Source organism: Aliiroseovarius salicola (genome assembly GCF_027891095.1).
Taxonomy (GTDB): Bacteria; Pseudomonadota; Alphaproteobacteria; order Rhodobacterales; family Rhodobacteraceae; genus Aliiroseovarius; species Aliiroseovarius salicola.
On sequence record NZ_JAQIIO010000001.1, the window covers coordinates 220,001 to 234,348 of the forward strand.

At 56.4% G+C, this 14,348-nt stretch carries 15 protein-coding genes and 1 tRNA gene (1 of these 16 cut by a window edge); 7 read left to right on the forward strand and 9 right to left on the reverse strand.

The window, feature by feature from the left end; translation table 11 throughout:
• A protein-coding gene (msrP, locus tag O2N63_RS01125; protein ID WP_271052196.1) for a protein-methionine-sulfoxide reductase catalytic subunit MsrP crosses the window boundary here: on the reverse strand, positions 1 to 423 show its start. Its footprint begins 498 nt before the window's first position; the window shows 423 of its 921 coding nt (coding positions 1–423); the start codon lies at positions 421 to 423; the stop codon falls past the left edge of the window.
• Positions 424 to 922: 499 nt separating this feature from the next.
• On the opposite strand from msrP, the gene O2N63_RS01130 reads away from it, so the two are divergent.
• A complete protein-coding gene (locus O2N63_RS01130) occupies positions 923 to 1,162 on the forward strand; it encodes an EF-hand domain-containing protein (RefSeq protein ID WP_271052197.1) in 240 nt (79 codons plus the stop codon).
• 140 nt (positions 1,163 to 1,302) lie between these two features.
• Here the strand turns inward: O2N63_RS01130 and clpB are convergent, their stop codons facing one another.
• Positions 1,303 to 3,918, reverse strand: coding sequence for an ATP-dependent chaperone ClpB (gene clpB / locus O2N63_RS01135; RefSeq protein WP_271052198.1), 2,616 nt, complete (start codon positions 3,916 to 3,918; stop codon positions 1,303 to 1,305).
• A gap of 196 nt (positions 3,919 to 4,114) precedes the next feature.
• Here clpB and O2N63_RS01140 point away from each other — a divergent pair, with 196 nt between their 5' ends.
• The 3 genes from O2N63_RS01140 (at position 4,115) to O2N63_RS01150 (ending at position 6,140) form a co-directional block, all read left to right on the forward strand.
• Complete coding sequence (locus O2N63_RS01140; protein ID WP_271052199.1) at positions 4,115 to 4,387, forward strand: hypothetical protein; 273 nt, start codon at positions 4,115 to 4,117, stop codon at positions 4,385 to 4,387.
• 66 nt (positions 4,388 to 4,453) lie between these two features.
• Positions 4,454 to 5,161 carry an orotidine-5'-phosphate decarboxylase gene (gene pyrF, locus O2N63_RS01145; protein ID WP_271052200.1) on the forward strand — a complete coding sequence of 236 codons (708 nt, stop codon included), beginning with the start codon at positions 4,454 to 4,456 and terminating at the stop codon, positions 5,159 to 5,161.
• A gap of 259 nt (positions 5,162 to 5,420) precedes the next feature.
• A complete protein-coding gene (locus O2N63_RS01150) occupies positions 5,421 to 6,140 on the forward strand; it encodes a hypothetical protein (RefSeq protein WP_271052201.1) in 720 nt (239 codons plus the stop codon).
• 23 nt (positions 6,141 to 6,163) lie between these two features.
• Here the strand turns inward: O2N63_RS01150 and O2N63_RS01155 are convergent, their stop codons facing one another.
• From O2N63_RS01155 to O2N63_RS01165, 3 genes are all read right to left on the reverse strand, one after another.
• The gene (locus O2N63_RS01155) at positions 6,164 to 6,433 is read right to left on the reverse strand and encodes an NfeD family protein (RefSeq protein WP_271052202.1); all 270 of its coding nucleotides are present in this window, start codon (positions 6,431 to 6,433) and stop codon (positions 6,164 to 6,166) included.
• A complete protein-coding gene (locus O2N63_RS01160; protein ID WP_271052203.1) occupies positions 6,433 to 7,320 on the reverse strand; it encodes an SPFH domain-containing protein in 888 nt (295 codons plus the stop codon). Before O2N63_RS01160 ends, O2N63_RS01155 begins: the two co-directional genes overlap by 1 nt.
• A 64-nt stretch (positions 7,321 to 7,384) precedes the next feature.
• Positions 7,385 to 7,825 (reverse strand): NUDIX hydrolase, encoded by a 441-nt coding sequence (locus O2N63_RS01165; RefSeq protein WP_271052204.1) that lies wholly within the window; start codon positions 7,823 to 7,825, stop codon positions 7,385 to 7,387.
• A gap of 49 nt (positions 7,826 to 7,874) precedes the next feature.
• Here O2N63_RS01165 and O2N63_RS01170 point away from each other — a divergent pair, with 49 nt between their 5' ends.
• The gene (locus O2N63_RS01170; RefSeq protein ID WP_271052205.1) at positions 7,875 to 9,143 is read left to right on the forward strand and encodes a DNA polymerase IV; all 1,269 of its coding nucleotides are present in this window, start codon (positions 7,875 to 7,877) and stop codon (positions 9,141 to 9,143) included.
• 3 nt (positions 9,144 to 9,146) lie between these two features.
• On the opposite strand, the gene O2N63_RS01175 is transcribed toward O2N63_RS01170, so the two are convergent.
• Positions 9,147 to 10,004 (reverse strand): N-formylglutamate amidohydrolase, encoded by an 858-nt coding sequence (locus O2N63_RS01175; RefSeq protein WP_408629771.1) that lies wholly within the window; start codon positions 10,002 to 10,004, stop codon positions 9,147 to 9,149.
• Between the two features lie 167 nt (positions 10,005 to 10,171).
• On the opposite strand from O2N63_RS01175, the gene O2N63_RS01180 reads away from it, so the two are divergent.
• Together O2N63_RS01180 and ykgO are read left to right on the forward strand one after the other, a co-directional pair.
• Positions 10,172 to 10,246: transfer RNA gene (locus tag O2N63_RS01180), tRNA-Val, on the forward strand.
• Between the two features lie 99 nt (positions 10,247 to 10,345).
• Positions 10,346 to 10,471, forward strand: a complete 126-nt coding sequence (gene ykgO / locus O2N63_RS01185) for a type B 50S ribosomal protein L36 (RefSeq protein ID WP_005850168.1) — start codon at positions 10,346 to 10,348, stop codon at positions 10,469 to 10,471.
• A 291-nt stretch (positions 10,472 to 10,762) separates the two neighbouring features.
• On the opposite strand, the gene O2N63_RS01190 is transcribed toward ykgO, so the two are convergent.
• The 3 genes from O2N63_RS01190 to O2N63_RS01200 all read right to left on the reverse strand — a co-directional run bounded on the left by O2N63_RS01190 (position 10,763) and on the right by O2N63_RS01200 (position 14,239).
• Positions 10,763 to 11,983 carry a phenylacetate--CoA ligase family protein gene (locus tag O2N63_RS01190; RefSeq protein ID WP_271052231.1) on the reverse strand — a complete coding sequence of 407 codons (1,221 nt, stop codon included), beginning with the start codon at positions 11,981 to 11,983 and terminating at the stop codon, positions 10,763 to 10,765.
• A gap of 69 nt (positions 11,984 to 12,052) precedes the next feature.
• On the reverse strand, positions 12,053 to 12,877 hold the full coding sequence (locus tag O2N63_RS01195) for an ABC transporter ATP-binding protein (RefSeq protein ID WP_271052232.1): 825 nt from the start codon (positions 12,875 to 12,877) through the stop codon (positions 12,053 to 12,055).
• Positions 12,878 to 12,952: 75 nt separating this feature from the next.
• Complete coding sequence (locus O2N63_RS01200) at positions 12,953 to 14,239, reverse strand: ABC transporter substrate-binding protein (RefSeq protein ID WP_271052233.1); 1,287 nt, start codon at positions 14,237 to 14,239, stop codon at positions 12,953 to 12,955.
• Positions 14,240 to 14,348: the final 109 nt, after the last annotated feature.

Here is a 14,348-nt window from a genome sequence, read left to right on the forward strand (position 1 = left end):
CTGTTTCAGCTCAAATCCATTCCATGGCACCACCATCGACCAGGCTTCCACGCAGCGGAACCGGTAGATGCGTTCTTCGATGCTCACCTTGGCGAGAATGTCAGCAAGGTCGTAGTTGCCTGGCCGATCCACCATCCCGTCAATCTGCACGGACCAAGGATCCGTTGTCAGACGCTGTGCGTTGGCGACAGGATCACCTTTTCCGGTGCCGAATTCATAAAAGTTATTGTAGGTCGAGATTTCCTCGAACGTATTGGGCGTTGCATCGGTCGAGTATTTCCCCGCAGCCTCCGCCCATTTCGGAAGAACGCCTGCAGCAGACCCGATCGCCAATGCCCCGGCCCCTCCCATCAACTGGCGGCGATTCAGAAAATCTGCCTTGGGGGTGACATCTGAGTATTTCAGTTTGGATCTATAAGCCATCGGCGCACCTTTTGAATTCTCTTGCTACAGAGGTAATACATCATTGGATCAGCACCAAAGCACATCGCCTCACATCCGCGTTGGGGATTTGTAACAATCTGGACGCAGACATTGGGCGATACTTAGGAAAGCGAACCTCACACGCCAGCTAGGTCTGCGCATGTGCCTCGGTTTGGATCAGTAGCAAGTCTGCATATGACTTCACGGATTGCGCAGCGTGACCACTGGTCAGCACATTCCCGCCCGTGACCGGTTTCCGCTCTATTTGCGCGGGGGTTTGCCAAAACCATCGCTGCTCTTCGGTCAGGTTCCGCCACTTCCGATCCGAGCGATTTGCATCTGCGGTTTCTCGCCTGATGGTGGAGTGCTTTTTCGCAAAGCCATGCTCAAATTCGGCAATCCACAACAGAGAGGATGCAGCGCGGTTAACCGTTGGTCCAAATGTTCCCGTGTCCAGCACGGGCACACCAACTCACGGAATATCAAACGGAGAAATCCAATGAAGACCTTTACTCTTGCCACCTTAACCCTTGCCCTCGGCGCGAGCGTTGCTTTTGCCACGACCACGAATATCGATGCCAACGAAGACGGAGAAATCACCATGGACGAACTGGTTGTCGTTTATGACGACATCAGCACCGATACATTCTCGCAGGCAGACACGGACGACAATGGCACTTTGAGCGTGGAGGAATTTGCCGCCGCGCAAGAGGCGGGCCTGATCCCCTCCGAGATGTAAGCCACCTCGTCCCCAAACCTACCACTCGCCTGCCCCCGCCCTCGCCGGTCCCTGATCGGTGGGGGCATTTTCTTGCTTCCAATGCTGAAAAGCGAAAAGAGCCCGCCAGAAAGGCAGGCTCATATGTTATGTAGTGTTGATCAGTGGACCACTGCATCTTCTGGCGGTTGCCGATTGGTATTCCCCACCCGGTCGCCAATGATCAGCCCTTCAGTCCCAGCCGTGACTTCAATTGTATCACCATCCATCACGTCGCCAGCCAAGAGCATCTCGGCCAGTTGGTCCTGAAGCGCGCGCTGGATCACGCGTTTCAAAGGCCGCGCCCCAAAGACCGGATCATAGCCCTCATCGGCCAGCCATTTCATCGCGCCTTCATCCAGATCAAGCGAGATATTGCGCCGCGCCAGACGTTTACCGAGGCGATCCAGCTGGATCTCGACAATGCCATCCATGTCGGCCCGACCCAGGCGGTCGAAGATGATCGTCTCATCCAGACGGTTCAGGAATTCGGGGCGGAAATGGGCCCGCACCGCATCCATCACGTCACGCCGCGCGTCCGAGGCATCGGCTCCATCCGGCAGTTGGCTTAGAGCCTGAGCGCCGAGGTTCGACGTAAGAATGATCAGCGTCTGCTTGAAATCGACCGTGCGGCCCTGACCATCGGTCAGCACCCCATCATCCAAAACCTGCAACAGCACGTTGAACACATCCGGGTGGGCTTTCTCGACCTCGTCAAACAGCACCACTTGATAGGGGCGCCGACGTACAGCTTCGGTCAGCACGCCACCTTCGTCATAGCCGACATAGCCTGGAGGGGCACCGATCAGACGGGCAACCGAGTGTTTCTCCATAAACTCCGACATGTCGACGCGCACCATGGCGCTGTCGTCATCAAACAGGAACTCAGCCACAGCTTTGGTTAGCTCGGTTTTCCCGACACCGGTTGGCCCAAGGAATAGGAAACTGCCCAACGGGCGGTTTTCATCGTTCAGCCCAGCACGCGCACGACGTACGGCGTTGGACACAGCTTTCACCGCTGAATTTTGACCAATCACCCGCTTGTGCAGTTGATCTTCCATGCGCAGCAGCTTGTCGCGCTCGCCTTCCAGCATTTTCGAAGTCGGGATCCCGGTCCAGCGTTCGACCACGGAAGCGATTTGCTCCGGCCGCACTGCCTCTTCGACCATCATGTCGCTGTCGGCGTCTTCAGCGGTTTCAAGCTTTTTCTCGAGTTCCGGAATGATCCCATAAGACAGCTCACCAGCTTTAGCGAGGTTGCCATCACGCTTGGCAATATCCAGTTCAGCCCGCGCCCGATCAAGATGTTCTTTGATCTCACGCGCGCCTTCCAGCTTGTCACGTTCCGCCTGCCATTTTGCTGTCAGCGACGCGGATTTCTCCTGCAACTCGCTGAGTTCGCCTTCCAGCTTTTCAAGCCGATCTTTCGACGCCTTGTCATCTTCCAACTTCAACGCTTCCGCCTCGATCTGCATCTGCATGATCTGACGATCCAGAGCGTCGAGTTCTTCGGGCTTCGAGTCCACCTCCATGCGCAAACGCGAAGCGGCTTCATCCACAAGGTCAATTGCCTTGTCGGGCAGGAAACGGTCGGTGATGTAGCGATGGCTCAGGGTTGAGGCTGCCACCAGCGCCGAATCCGAGATCCGCACCCCGTGGTGCAGCTCGTATTTCTCCTTGATGCCCCGCAGGATCGAGATCGTGTCCTCGACTGTCGGCTCTTCAACCATCACTGGCTGAAAGCGCCGCGCAAGGGCTGCGTCTTTTTCCACGTATTTGCGGTATTCATCCAGCGTGGTGGCGCCCACACAATGCAATTCACCCCGCGCAAGCGCTGGCTTGATCAGGTTGGCCGCATCCATTGCGCCATCAGATTTCCCGGCGCCCACCAACGTGTGCATTTCGTCAATAAAGAGGAGAATTTCGCCAGCCGCCGAAGTCACCTCATTCAGCACAGCTTTCAGACGTTCCTCGAATTCACCGCGATATTTCGCACCGGCAATCAACGCACCCATATCCAGCGCGAGCAGGCGTTTGTTGCGCAGGCTTTCCGGCACATCGCCGTTAACGATGCGCAGCGCCAAACCTTCGGCAATAGCCGTTTTCCCCACGCCCGGCTCACCAATCAGAACTGGGTTGTTTTTAGTGCGGCGCGACAGAACCTGCATCGAGCGACGAATTTCCTCGTCGCGACCAATAATCGGGTCAATCTTGCCCTCACGGGCCGCTTCGGTCAGATCACGGGCATATTTGTTCAACGCCTCATAGCTGTCTTCGGCGCTGGCACTGTCTGCGGTACGCCCCTGACGCAGGTCGTTGATCGCGGCGTTGAGTTTCTTGGCATCCACACCCCCGGCTTCCAGAGCGTCCCGCGCTTTGGATTTCACAACAGCCAATGCGGTCAGCAAACGTTCGACCGGCACAAAGCTGTCGCCTGCCTGTTTGGCCAGCTTTCCAGCCTCATCCACCAGAACGGCAATCGAGTTGTCCATATAGACCTGCGCGCCTTCACCGGACACTTTCGGCAGCTTCTCCATCCGCTCATCCAGTACGGCCTGCACACGTTCGGGCGCCCCACCTGCCTTACGGATCAGGTTGGCGCTCATCCCCTCCTCATCATCCAGAAGGGCCTTTAAAACATGCTCAGGAACAAGACGCTGATGGTTTTCGCGCATGGCAATCGTCTGAGCGGCTTGAATGAACCCACGCGACCGCTCGGTGAATTTTGATACGTCCATATCAATCTCCTCTTCAAAGCGCCCGATATAATTTGGTGCCCACCATTGCAGCACACCTTTGTTCGGGCCTCCTAGGACATTTGGGCATCCTGCTGGTTGAATGCAAGGGTTTGGTTTTCGGGGGGAATAGCTGCGCGACTTTACCCTTATTTCCAGCGCCAAATTGGTCGAGCTTTCCCTCGTGAGAGGGACCAAAATGATTAAAACTGTAACCATTTCAAATGTGACTCACAGTGACCCCGACTTGCTGCACGCATCTGTTGTTATGCTCATGGAAGACGCGGAAAGAGGAAATCTCAAACGGGCCCAGTTTCTGTGTCGCATCAGGCAATCCTCTGATGCTCCAAACGATGACCTCATGCTCTTGCTGGCACGCGAAGCACTTCGTCAGGCCCGCCGCCTGCCAGATTGCGCAGGGCTGGTCGAAAATGAGGCCTTTCTGATCAAAAACATCAAGGTCGCAGCCTGAAGCAGCTTGTGTATTTGCCTTTGCCAGACAGTCGCATTAGGAGAGGCTGGAACAAAGGAGCCTGCCATGACCGCCAAACCCCTCGCCGATGACCGCCTGATCGTAGCTCTCGATGTGCCCAATGCACTTGATGGTTTGAAACTGGCCGGAGAACTTGGGGATGCGGTGAATTTCTACAAGATCGGTCTAGGCATGTTGACCGGGGGCGGGCTGGCCCTTGCCAATGAGCTCAAGGATGAGTTCGGTAAAAAGATCTTCCTCGACATGAAGCTTTTTGACATCGGCAACACGGTCGAAGCCGCCGTTCGCGGACTGGCACAGTTTGATCTCGACTTTCTGACGGTGCATGGGGACCCGCATGTGGTGCGTGCCGCACAAGAAGGCAAAGGCGCGAAGGATATGAAGATCCTCGCCGTGACCATCCTGACCTCGCTGGATCGCGCCGATCTGGATGCCTCGTGCTATAAAGCAGGTGATGTGCAGGATCTGGTGCTGGAACGCGCGGCCCGCGCGATGGAGGCAGGCGCAGATGGTGTCATCGCCTCCCCGCAAGAGGCCGCCCTGATCCGCGCCCTGCCCCAAGCCGAAGGCAAATTGATTGTCACTCCGGGTGTCCGCCCCGCAGGTGCCGCCCTTGGCGACCAGAAACGGATTGCAACCCCGGCACAGGCCATCGCTGACGGAGCAGATCACATTGTGGTCGGTCGCCCGATCCGCAACGCAGAGAATCCTCGCGCCGCGGCCGAAGCGATCCTTGCGGAACTTAGATCGTAACAAACCCGGCAAAACAATCTGCGCTGAGGAATAGTCGAAGCTGACTTCTTCCTCTTGCCAAAAACATCCTGGGGTGAATGACCACGACAAAGTCGGGGGCAGAGGGGCAAAGCCCCTTCCCTCTGGTTGATCGTGACCTTGTGATCATGGGGCTCTTGCCCTGTGATCTCCCTTTCAGGATCATGTCATTATCACACGCGCAATTAAGAAGGTTGCAACGTTCACCCGGCATGAATGCAGCCAGTTTCCCGGAGGTCCCATGCCCAGCCGACATCACCCAGACCTGGCTACCATGATACGACTACGCCGTGCCATCGGATCCATTGGCCTTGGTCTGCCAGTTGCCTTGCTGATCGGCACAATGCTTGTGGACATGCCAATGGAAAACTCGATCTCGGAGTTTTTCTTTTCGCCATTACGAGATGTGTTCATTGCGGCAGCTGCCGGTGTCGGGCTGTTTCTGCTTGCCTACGAAGGATATCCGGCGCGTGATCGTGAATGGCTCACCGACCGACGTGTGTCCGGCATTGCCGGTGCAAGCGTGCTGGTCATGGCCGCCATCCCCGCGCATTGCACGCGGGACACATGCTATCAGCCGCTAGCGATGTTCGACCAACTCATCACCAGTGCTGTACTGCAGTCTGCACTACACATGGGCGCTGCGGGGATCTTCCTGATAAGCCTTGGTGTCATGTCGCAAAACCTGTTCACTCGCTGCACAATGCCGCAAAAGACGCGACACAAGCAACGGCGCAACACCTGCTATCGTATGTTTGGCTGGATGATCTACGCAATGGTTGCCTTGATCGGCGTCATGAAGCTGGGGTTTTCCGAGATTGGCCGGGAATGGGACAACGCTTGGCATTTCACCTTCTGGGCTGAAAGCCTCGCCCTTTGGGCTTTTGGTCTTTCATGGCTGATGAAAGGTGAGGTGCTTCACGACACATTGCCGTATTTCTATGAGGCCGAAACGGAGTAATCCGCTCCGGCCAAAACGAGACTTCAAAGCTCGTTGATATCAGAGTCGAATTTCTTCGATTGTCCGGCACGCACCCCGAATACACGGCGCATGATCAGCCAGGCGGTCAGAGACACTGCGCCAAATATCACCAAGAGTACCGGCAGTCCGATAGAGGGTCCGATAAGGACCAATAGGGCTACCACAGCAGCACCGACGGCAAATCCCAGAAAGACGAATCCCGGGATAAAGGTTTCAAGGATCACAAGGGCGATGGCTCCAGCAGCCCAGACCCACCATTCATGCCATAACATTACGACCTTCCTTTCAGCAATTTGAAGGCATCCCCAAAGGCATCAAGCGCATGCGCGGGCAGAAGCACGGTCTGTTTGCCCTCTCCGCTGCCAACTGCGGTCAGTGCTTCAACCTGCTTCAGAGCAACCTGATATTGCGCCGCCTCAATGCCGTTTTCCTTGATCGCCTTCGCGACGACCCCAGTTGCATAGGCTTCGGCATCGGCGGTAATGCGACGCGCTTCCGCTTCTTTTTGGGCCGCGTAGAGTTGAGCATCTGCGGCCAGTTCAACGGCGCGGCGTTTACCTTCAGCTTCTGTTACCTGTGCCCGACGCGCACGTTCAGCATTCAACTGCTGCAGCATGGCTTCGCGGGTGGCAACATCAAGATTAACATCAAGGATTTCAGCGCGTGTCACCTCAATACCCCAGTCGTCAACCGCCTCTGCCACCTGCACCTTGATCTTCGCAATCAGCTGCTGGCGGTTCGATTGCACTTCATCAAGTTCCATCTCACCGATGCCTGCCCGCACGATGCCCGCAACGGTGGTGGCAATTGCCGCGTCGACGTCGCGAATCCGGTAAACGGTCTTTTCTGGTTCAAGGATCCGATAAAACACTGACGTATCCACCTGCACCAACACGTTATCCGAGGTGATGGCGTCTTGTGAATTCGTCGGCAGTTGGCGCTCAAGGATTGACACCTTATGGCGCACCACATCAAGGAACGGGACAATGAAGTTGATGCCCGGCCCAAGTACATTTTGCAGACGCCCAAAGCGTTCAACTACATATTTCTGACTTTGTGGAACAATTTTGACGCCTTTGAAGACCGTCAGAATTAGAAATGCGGCAAGTACAAGCAGCACAATGTTGCCGCCGCCAAGCCCGTTTATAAGATCGTTCATATTATCCCTCGCGCTTAAACCAATTGTGATTTTCCACAATATATGGGGTGAAAAGGGGGGGAATTCAACATGGGGTTGCAGCGAGCGCCGCAAGGCCTAAGCGGATTCGCGGCTTGAAATGGGGTATGGACCTGGCGTCTGCCAACCATGTTTCGGGCAAGACAAGATCCCACCCCTGCCCTTCATTTCCGAACCTCACATCATGCACTGCTTCACGAGGCAGTTGGGCAGCAAACCACCAAGATGGCAAACCTTGCCCCGTGTGAGATGGAAATTGTGACTTCCAGCACAAATCCTCTCGCGCCAAATGCAATCCAATCTCTTCATACGTCTCGCGCAGCACGCATTCTTCCGCACTTTCCCCATTCTCGCGCGCACCACCGGGGAGATCCCAGAAGCCGGGCCAAGGGATATCTTCGCGATCATCCCTGAGAAGGGTCACCAACCGATCCCCGATCAGCAAAACCAATTTGGCTCCGGTGAAATCGCCATTCTCTGGCTCCATCTTTAATGTTCTCCTTTCAGCCAAACTTGCACCACGGTAGAATTCCACCATGCCCAGCTTGTGCCGCTCTTGTCTGACCAGTTTTGAAACCGGCCTCCCCGACCGGGCCCGGTGCCCGTCCTGTCACGGTCCGCGCATTACCACGCATCCGGAACTGTTTGATCTTACCATCGCCCATATGGATTGCGACGCATTCTACGCGTCAGTGGAAAAACGAGACAATCCGGAACTGGCAGACAAGCCGGTCATTATTGGTGGTGGCAAACGTGGGGTGGTGTCCACTGCTTGCTATGTGGCGCGCATTCGCGGCGTGAAATCAGCGATGCCCATGTTTCAGGCCCTGAAGCTCTGCCCGGACGCCGTGGTCATCAAGCCCCGCGGCAGCCATTACGCCGCTGTTTCAAAACAGATCCGAGCAATGATGGATGAGCTAACGCCATCAATCGAACCCTTGTCCTTGGATGAAGCTTTTCTCGATATGACCGGCACGGCCAACCTGCACGGCGAACCTCCTGCGGTGATGCTCGCGGGATTGGTCAAGCGGATGAAGGACGAGCTCGGGTTAACCGGTTCCATTGGCCTGTCACACAATAAGTTCCTCGCCAAGGTGGCTTCAGATCTCGACAAACCGCGCGGTTTTTCAGTGATCGGAAAAGCCGAAACGATGGAGTTCCTTCATGACAAGCCCGTGCGAATGATCTGGGGGGTGGGGCCTGCAGGTCAGGCTCAGCTGGAGCGTGCCGGTATCCGTGGTTTCTCGGATCTTCTTCGCTGGGAGCAGGATGACCTCGTGTCCCGCTTTGGTTCCATGGGGCTGCGCCTCTACCATCTGGCGCGGGGCGAAGACCGGCGCCGCGTATCTGCGCATGCACCCATGAAATCCATCTCAAAAGAGACGACATTCTTTGAGGATACAGCCTCACTCGAACTTTTGGATGGCCATCTTTGGCGTTTGTCAGAACAGGTGTCCGACCGGGCGAAGGCTAAAGACAAGGCCGGGCGCGTGGTGACGCTAAAGCTGAAGCGCGCCAACCACGCAGCCTTGACCCGGCGCGTCAGCCTTGGGGACAGCACGCAGTCAGCCGACCGAATTTACCGCACTGCCCGACCTCTTCTGGACAAGGCGCTGAACGAAGGGCCGTTTCGTCTGATTGGTGTGGGTATCAGCGATCTTGTCAGCGCCGAGGGTGCCGATCTGACCGATGATCTGCTGGATCCAAATGCCGCCAAAAGGCGTGCTGCCGAGCGGGCCACCGACGAAATTCGTGCCCGGTTCGGCAAGGACCTGATTATGAAAGGGCGGGCTTTGCGCAAATAATTCCTACTCAGCCGCCAGACGATCACGCCCCTGATCGATCTGGCAAATCTGCTGCACCACCTGCGAAATCCGATCCCTGACGTCATGAAACTGATTGTTGGGGCGGATCTGCGCTTCGTTCATGTAGATCGAGCGGTCGATTTCGACCTGCACCACATGCTGATTCCGGATCGGGCGACCGTAGTGCTGCGTGATATACGCCCCGGCAAAAGGCGCATTGCGGGCCACGACAAAGCCCGCCTTCTCGAACACCTCTGCGATATGTTCAACAATTTCCTGCGAAGCCGAAGCCCCATGTCGGTCTCCCAAGACGATCTCGGGCCGCAACCCGTTACGTGTTACCCCACGCACCGCTTCGTGTGGCATCGAATGACAATCCACCAACACCGCACGACCAAACGTCTCACGGCTCTGGTTCAGAAGCGCTTGAAGCTGTTTGTGATAGGGAAACCAAATATTCGTCAAACGCTGTTCTGCTTCGGACAGGCTGATCTTGCCATTGTAGATGGCGCGCGCGCCCGCGACGACACGCGGGATGACCCCAAGCCCGGACGAGACACGCGCATTCAATGCTCCGCCACGTACTCCGTTGATCAGCGCTGGGTCCAGTTCTTCTGCACCGCGGTTGAGGTCCACATAGGCACGGGGCATCTGAGCAGCCAACAATGGGGCACCATGTAACGGTGCAGCATTAAAAAGTTGATCCACGAACGCATCTTCCGATGATCGGATCAGATGGGCATCCAGAATGCTCTTTTGCAAGAACGCTGGCTCATAACACCGGCCTGAATGTGGTGAAGCAAAGACGACGCTGGTCTGTCTTTCCTCTGGCATGTAAAGCATATATGGATCGTTTTGCATCGGCTCTCGCATACGGTGGTCTTGTCTTTCATATAAAGGCAAAAAAACTCTCGCCAAAAGCCCTTGCGTCCCGCGCCGACTCCTTTTATAGGGACGGGACCGACGCGGGGTTTCCCGCGTTGTGTTGTTTGAGATGGGGTGAAAACCTTGTTTCGGATAGGATTTCAGGGCGATTAGCTCAGCGGTAGAGCACTTCGTTGACATCGAAGGGGTCACTGGTTCGATCCCAGTATCGCCCACCATGAACCGCCGGAGAAGGGCTTTGGGGATGACCCCGCAGTCAGATCTGGTAAATTGAAGCTTAGGCGCAGTCCGCAGCGCCGCGTTGAAGGAGATAGGACATGAAAGTTCGTAACTCACTCCGCTCGCTGAAGAACCGCCACCGCGATTGCCGCGTGGTGCGTCGCAAAGGCCGCGTTTATGTGATCAATAAAACGCAGCGCCGCTTCAAGGCACGTCAGGGTTAATCCTGACGTTCTGGCATCAGCCAAGCGAATTTTGAAAGGCCGTCCTTTGGGGCGGCTTTTTCTTTTTGGTGTTGAGATGAACTGAGGGCGCGATAGCTACATCGTTGCCTGCTGTTGGTTGCTCACTTCGTGAGCCTGTAAAGGGGCTCTGCCCCTCGGGCTTCGCCCTCACCCCGGGATATTTCTGGCAAGAGGAATTCAACAACATTGGGTGCAAAAAAAGGGCCGAGGAACTCCTCGGCCCAGTTCATCAGGCGGAAGAAGCTACCTGACGGGGAAAGTCATGTGTCCTCAGTCGTAAACACGCTGATCGTCGATCACGAGGCCATCATTGGGGAGGCTGCCTTTTGCAACAATTTCAATCCTGCCCTTCAGTTTAAGCGTTTCGACCACGGATTTCACAAATGGCGCCGGGTCAGTTGCATCGGTTTCTACCTGCACGGTCATCGCATCCATCTCGCCTTCGCGGGTGGCGATCACACGAGCTTTAGCAACTTCGGAATGCTTGGCGACAAAGTCAGCAACCTGTTCGGGACGCACGAACATGCCTTTGATTTTCGCAGTTTGATCGGCCCGGCCCATCCAGCCCTTGATTCGCATATTGGTCCGGCCACAGGGGCTTTCGCCATTCATCACAGCGGACAGGTCGCCGGTCGCAAAGCGAATGAGCGGGTAGTCCGGGTTCAGGGAGGTGACAACAACTTCACCCACCTCACCCGGCGCCACAGGATCACCAGTGCCCGGACGTACGATTTCCACGATCACACCTTCATCGACGATCATGCCTTCCATCGCATCGGATTCGTAGGCCACATTGCCAAGGTCGGCAGTGGCATAGCTTTGCAGGCAGGTGATGCCGCGATCCGTATATTCCTGACGCAAGCTGGGGAAAAGCGCCCCGCCACCGACAGCCGCCTTGGTGATCTTCAGCTTGATCCCGTCCGCGTCAGCACGATCGAGGATGATCTTCAGATAATCCGGAGTGCCCGCGTAGGCGGTTGTGCCAATATCGGCCGCAGCTCGGACCTGTAGCTCGGTCTGACCGACGCCAGCCGGGACCACGGTGGCACCAACGGCACGCGCACCGTTCTCAAAAATCATACCAGCGGGTGTCAGGTGATACCCAAAGCAGTTCTGTACGATGTCGCCTTCGCCGATGCCGCAGGCATTGAGGAAGCGCCCCATACGCCACCAGTCGTGTCCCACTCCACCAGGTTCATAAATCGGACCCGGCGACTGAAAAATGTGGGCAAACTTGTGGGTCGCCAGGGCTGCATAACCGCCCAGCGGGCCATTGGCAGCTTGCGCCTTGCCAATCTCGGATTTGCGCAACACCGGCAAGGCGGCCAGATCGGCAACCGATGTGATGATCGCAGCATCCACCCCTTTGAGGCTGTCCCCATACCCCGCAAGGGTCTGAGCACGGGCGATTTGTTCCGGCAGTGCTACCGACAAGGCGGTGGCGCGTTCATCTGCGGAACGGGTCTCCAGAGCGTCAAAATACTTGGACATGAGTGAAACCTCTTGTCTGAGCCGACATCTGCCGGCAATTCGGAATAGTTCAGGTGGCGTCGGTGGCGGTTAGGCCAGCCAACGCTTACGGCGACGATAGGAACGCACATCGCGGAAGCTCTTGCGGCCTTCATCGGACATGCCGAGATAGAATTCCTTCACGTCCGGGTTCTCACGCAACTCGGCAGCGGGGCCGTCCATCACGATACGACCGTTTTCGAGGATGTATCCGTAATGGGCATATTTCAGCGCCACATTGGTGTTCTGTTCCGCCAGAAGGAACGTCACGCCCTGCTCTTCATTCAGGCGCTTCACGATCTCAAAGATCTGTTCCACAAGTTGCGGAGCCAAGCCCATCGAAGGTTCGTCAAGAAGGATCATCTCGGGGTTGGACATCAGAGCGCGACCCATGGCGACCATCTGCTGTTCCCCGCCCGAGGTATAACCCGCCTGCGACTTGCGGCGTTCGGCAAGGCGCGGGAAATACTCATAGACCATCTCAAGATCTTTCTGAACCGAAGCCCGACCATCGGTGCGGGTATAGGCGCCGGTCATCAGGTTTTCTTCAACGGTGAGGTGCTCAAAACAATGGCGGCCTTCCATCACCTGGATGACACCCCGCTTCACGAGCGCTGCCGGGTTCAGCTCGGCAATGTTTTCACCCATATGGTCAATCGTGCCCTTGGTCACCTCGCCACGTTCCGCCTGAAGCAGGTTGGAAATGGCCTTGAGCGTTGTGGTCTTGCCAGCCCCGTTACCGCCCAGAAGCGCGGTGATACCGCCCTTCGGAACCGAGAGGCTCACACCTTTCAGAACGAGGATCACGTGATTGTAGATCACCTCGATATTGTTGACCTCAAGCAGGTTCTCTTGGGTTTCTGCGGCGTCCAGCATGGTTGGTCGTCCTTAACCTAGTCGTTCGTTTGATGGTCCGGGCCACGAGGGCCCGAACCTGTCTCGTGCAGAGGCTTAGTTGCAGCGCTCGGCGATGTTGTTTTCGGCGGCGTAGGCCATCGAGTCAGCATCGATCAGCGGTTGGATCACTTCCATGTCCGACGGACCGAAGTCCGAGATCAGCGACCAAGTGCCTTTGCCAGCATCCCACTGCGAGATTGCAGCGGTGCCGGGGCCACCGTGGTTTTCGCACGACACTTTAAAGGCCGGGCCAAACCCTTCCATACCCAGCTCTGTCATGCGGGCATCGGTGATTTCGAGCTGCTCCAGACCGTCACGCATCTGACCAGAAGTGATGTCTGCAACGCCGTGGATTTCCTGGGCCTTCTTGGCGGCTTCAGCCAGCATCATCGCCGCGTACACACCGCGGTTGTAGATAACCGTACCAACGTTGTCGCCGTTACCGGCAGCTTTGCCAGCATCCACAACGTATTTCTGGATGTCGCCAAATACCGGATAGTCCGAACCAACACCGTGGAACGCCACAGCCTTATAGCCGGTTGCTGCGTCGCCAGCTGGCTTCACGTCATGTTCGGCACCCGACCACCAGACACCAATCATGTTTTCCAGCGGAAAACGGATGTTGCCGGCTTCCTGAATGGCAACCTGGTTCATCACGCCCCAGCCCCAGAACAGGACATAGTCCGGACGCTCGCGGCGAATTTGCAGCCACTGCGATTTCTGTTCCTGACCGGGATAGTCAACCGGGATGGCTGAGAAATCAAAGCCGTGCTTTTCACCCAGGGCGGTCAGGGTCGGAATCGGTTCTTTACCGTAAGCACCGTTGAAGTGCAGCAGGATAACTTTCTTACCGCTCAGGTCAGCACCGTTGATGTCCAGCAGGTGGTTCACAGCAGCCGAAGCACCATTCCAGTAGTTGGCCGGGAAGTTGAACACGTGACTGAACACTTTGCCGTTGGCAGCCGAGGTACGACCATAACCGGGGGTGTAAAGCGGGATGTCATCTGCGGTCGCTTTGGGTATCAGCTGATAGGTGATACCGGTCGACAGCGGGTTGTAGACCAGAGCGCCTTCGCCTTTGGTGGCTTCGTAGCATTCCACACCTTTTTCGGTGTTATAGGCGGTTTCACATTCCGGAACGGAGATCTTGACGCCACCCACACCACCGTCACGCTCGTTGAGCAGGGTCATGTAGTCGGCAAAACCGTCAGCGTAAGGAATGCCTCCAGCAGCAAAGGGGCCGGTCCGATAGCTCAGCGATGGAAAAACCAGTTCGGCCATCGCCGGTGCGCCTACCATCAGTGCGGCAACAGACGCCGCAGCAACTCTTGAGAATTTCATTTGCTTCCTCCCTAGATTAGCAAATTGTCGTGCCCTCTACGGGTCACTTTGGTGAGAGCCTCCCGATCCGCTCCTCATGAACCGGAAGACCAAATTTTGTTTCCCGTCT

Excerpts from the sequence above, each read along its gene's own strand:
- O2N63_RS01195 (WP_271052232.1), bottom strand. The coding sequence starts at position 12,877 with ATGCTGGACGCCGCAGAAACCCAAGAGAACCTGCTTGAGGTCAACAAT.
- O2N63_RS01175 (WP_408629771.1), bottom strand. The coding sequence starts at position 10,004 with ATGCAAAACGATCCATATATGCTTTACATGCCAGAGGAAAGACAGACC.
- O2N63_RS01150 (WP_271052201.1), top strand. The coding sequence starts at position 5,421 with ATGCCCAGCCGACATCACCCAGACCTGGCTACCATGATACGACTACGC.
- O2N63_RS01190 (WP_271052231.1), bottom strand. The coding sequence starts at position 11,983 with ATGTCCAAGTATTTTGACGCTCTGGAGACCCGTTCCGCAGATGAACGC.
- O2N63_RS01160 (WP_271052203.1), bottom strand. The coding sequence starts at position 7,320 with ATGAACGATCTTATAAACGGGCTTGGCGGCGGCAACATTGTGCTGCTT.
- ykgO (WP_005850168.1), top strand. The coding sequence starts at position 10,346 with ATGAAAGTTCGTAACTCACTCCGCTCGCTGAAGAACCGCCACCGCGAT.
- O2N63_RS01165 (WP_271052204.1), bottom strand. The coding sequence starts at position 7,825 with ATGGAGCCAGAGAATGGCGATTTCACCGGAGCCAAATTGGTTTTGCTG.
- pyrF (WP_271052200.1), top strand. The coding sequence starts at position 4,454 with ATGACCGCCAAACCCCTCGCCGATGACCGCCTGATCGTAGCTCTCGAT.
- O2N63_RS01140 (WP_271052199.1), top strand. The coding sequence starts at position 4,115 with ATGATTAAAACTGTAACCATTTCAAATGTGACTCACAGTGACCCCGAC.
- O2N63_RS01170 (WP_271052205.1), top strand. The coding sequence starts at position 7,875 with ATGCCCAGCTTGTGCCGCTCTTGTCTGACCAGTTTTGAAACCGGCCTC.
- O2N63_RS01155 (WP_271052202.1), bottom strand. The coding sequence starts at position 6,433 with ATGTTATGGCATGAATGGTGGGTCTGGGCTGCTGGAGCCATCGCCCTT.
- clpB (WP_271052198.1), bottom strand. The coding sequence starts at position 3,918 with ATGGACGTATCAAAATTCACCGAGCGGTCGCGTGGGTTCATTCAAGCC.
- O2N63_RS01130 (WP_271052197.1), top strand. The coding sequence starts at position 923 with ATGAAGACCTTTACTCTTGCCACCTTAACCCTTGCCCTCGGCGCGAGC.
- O2N63_RS01200 (WP_271052233.1), bottom strand. The coding sequence starts at position 14,239 with ATGAAATTCTCAAGAGTTGCTGCGGCGTCTGTTGCCGCACTGATGGTA.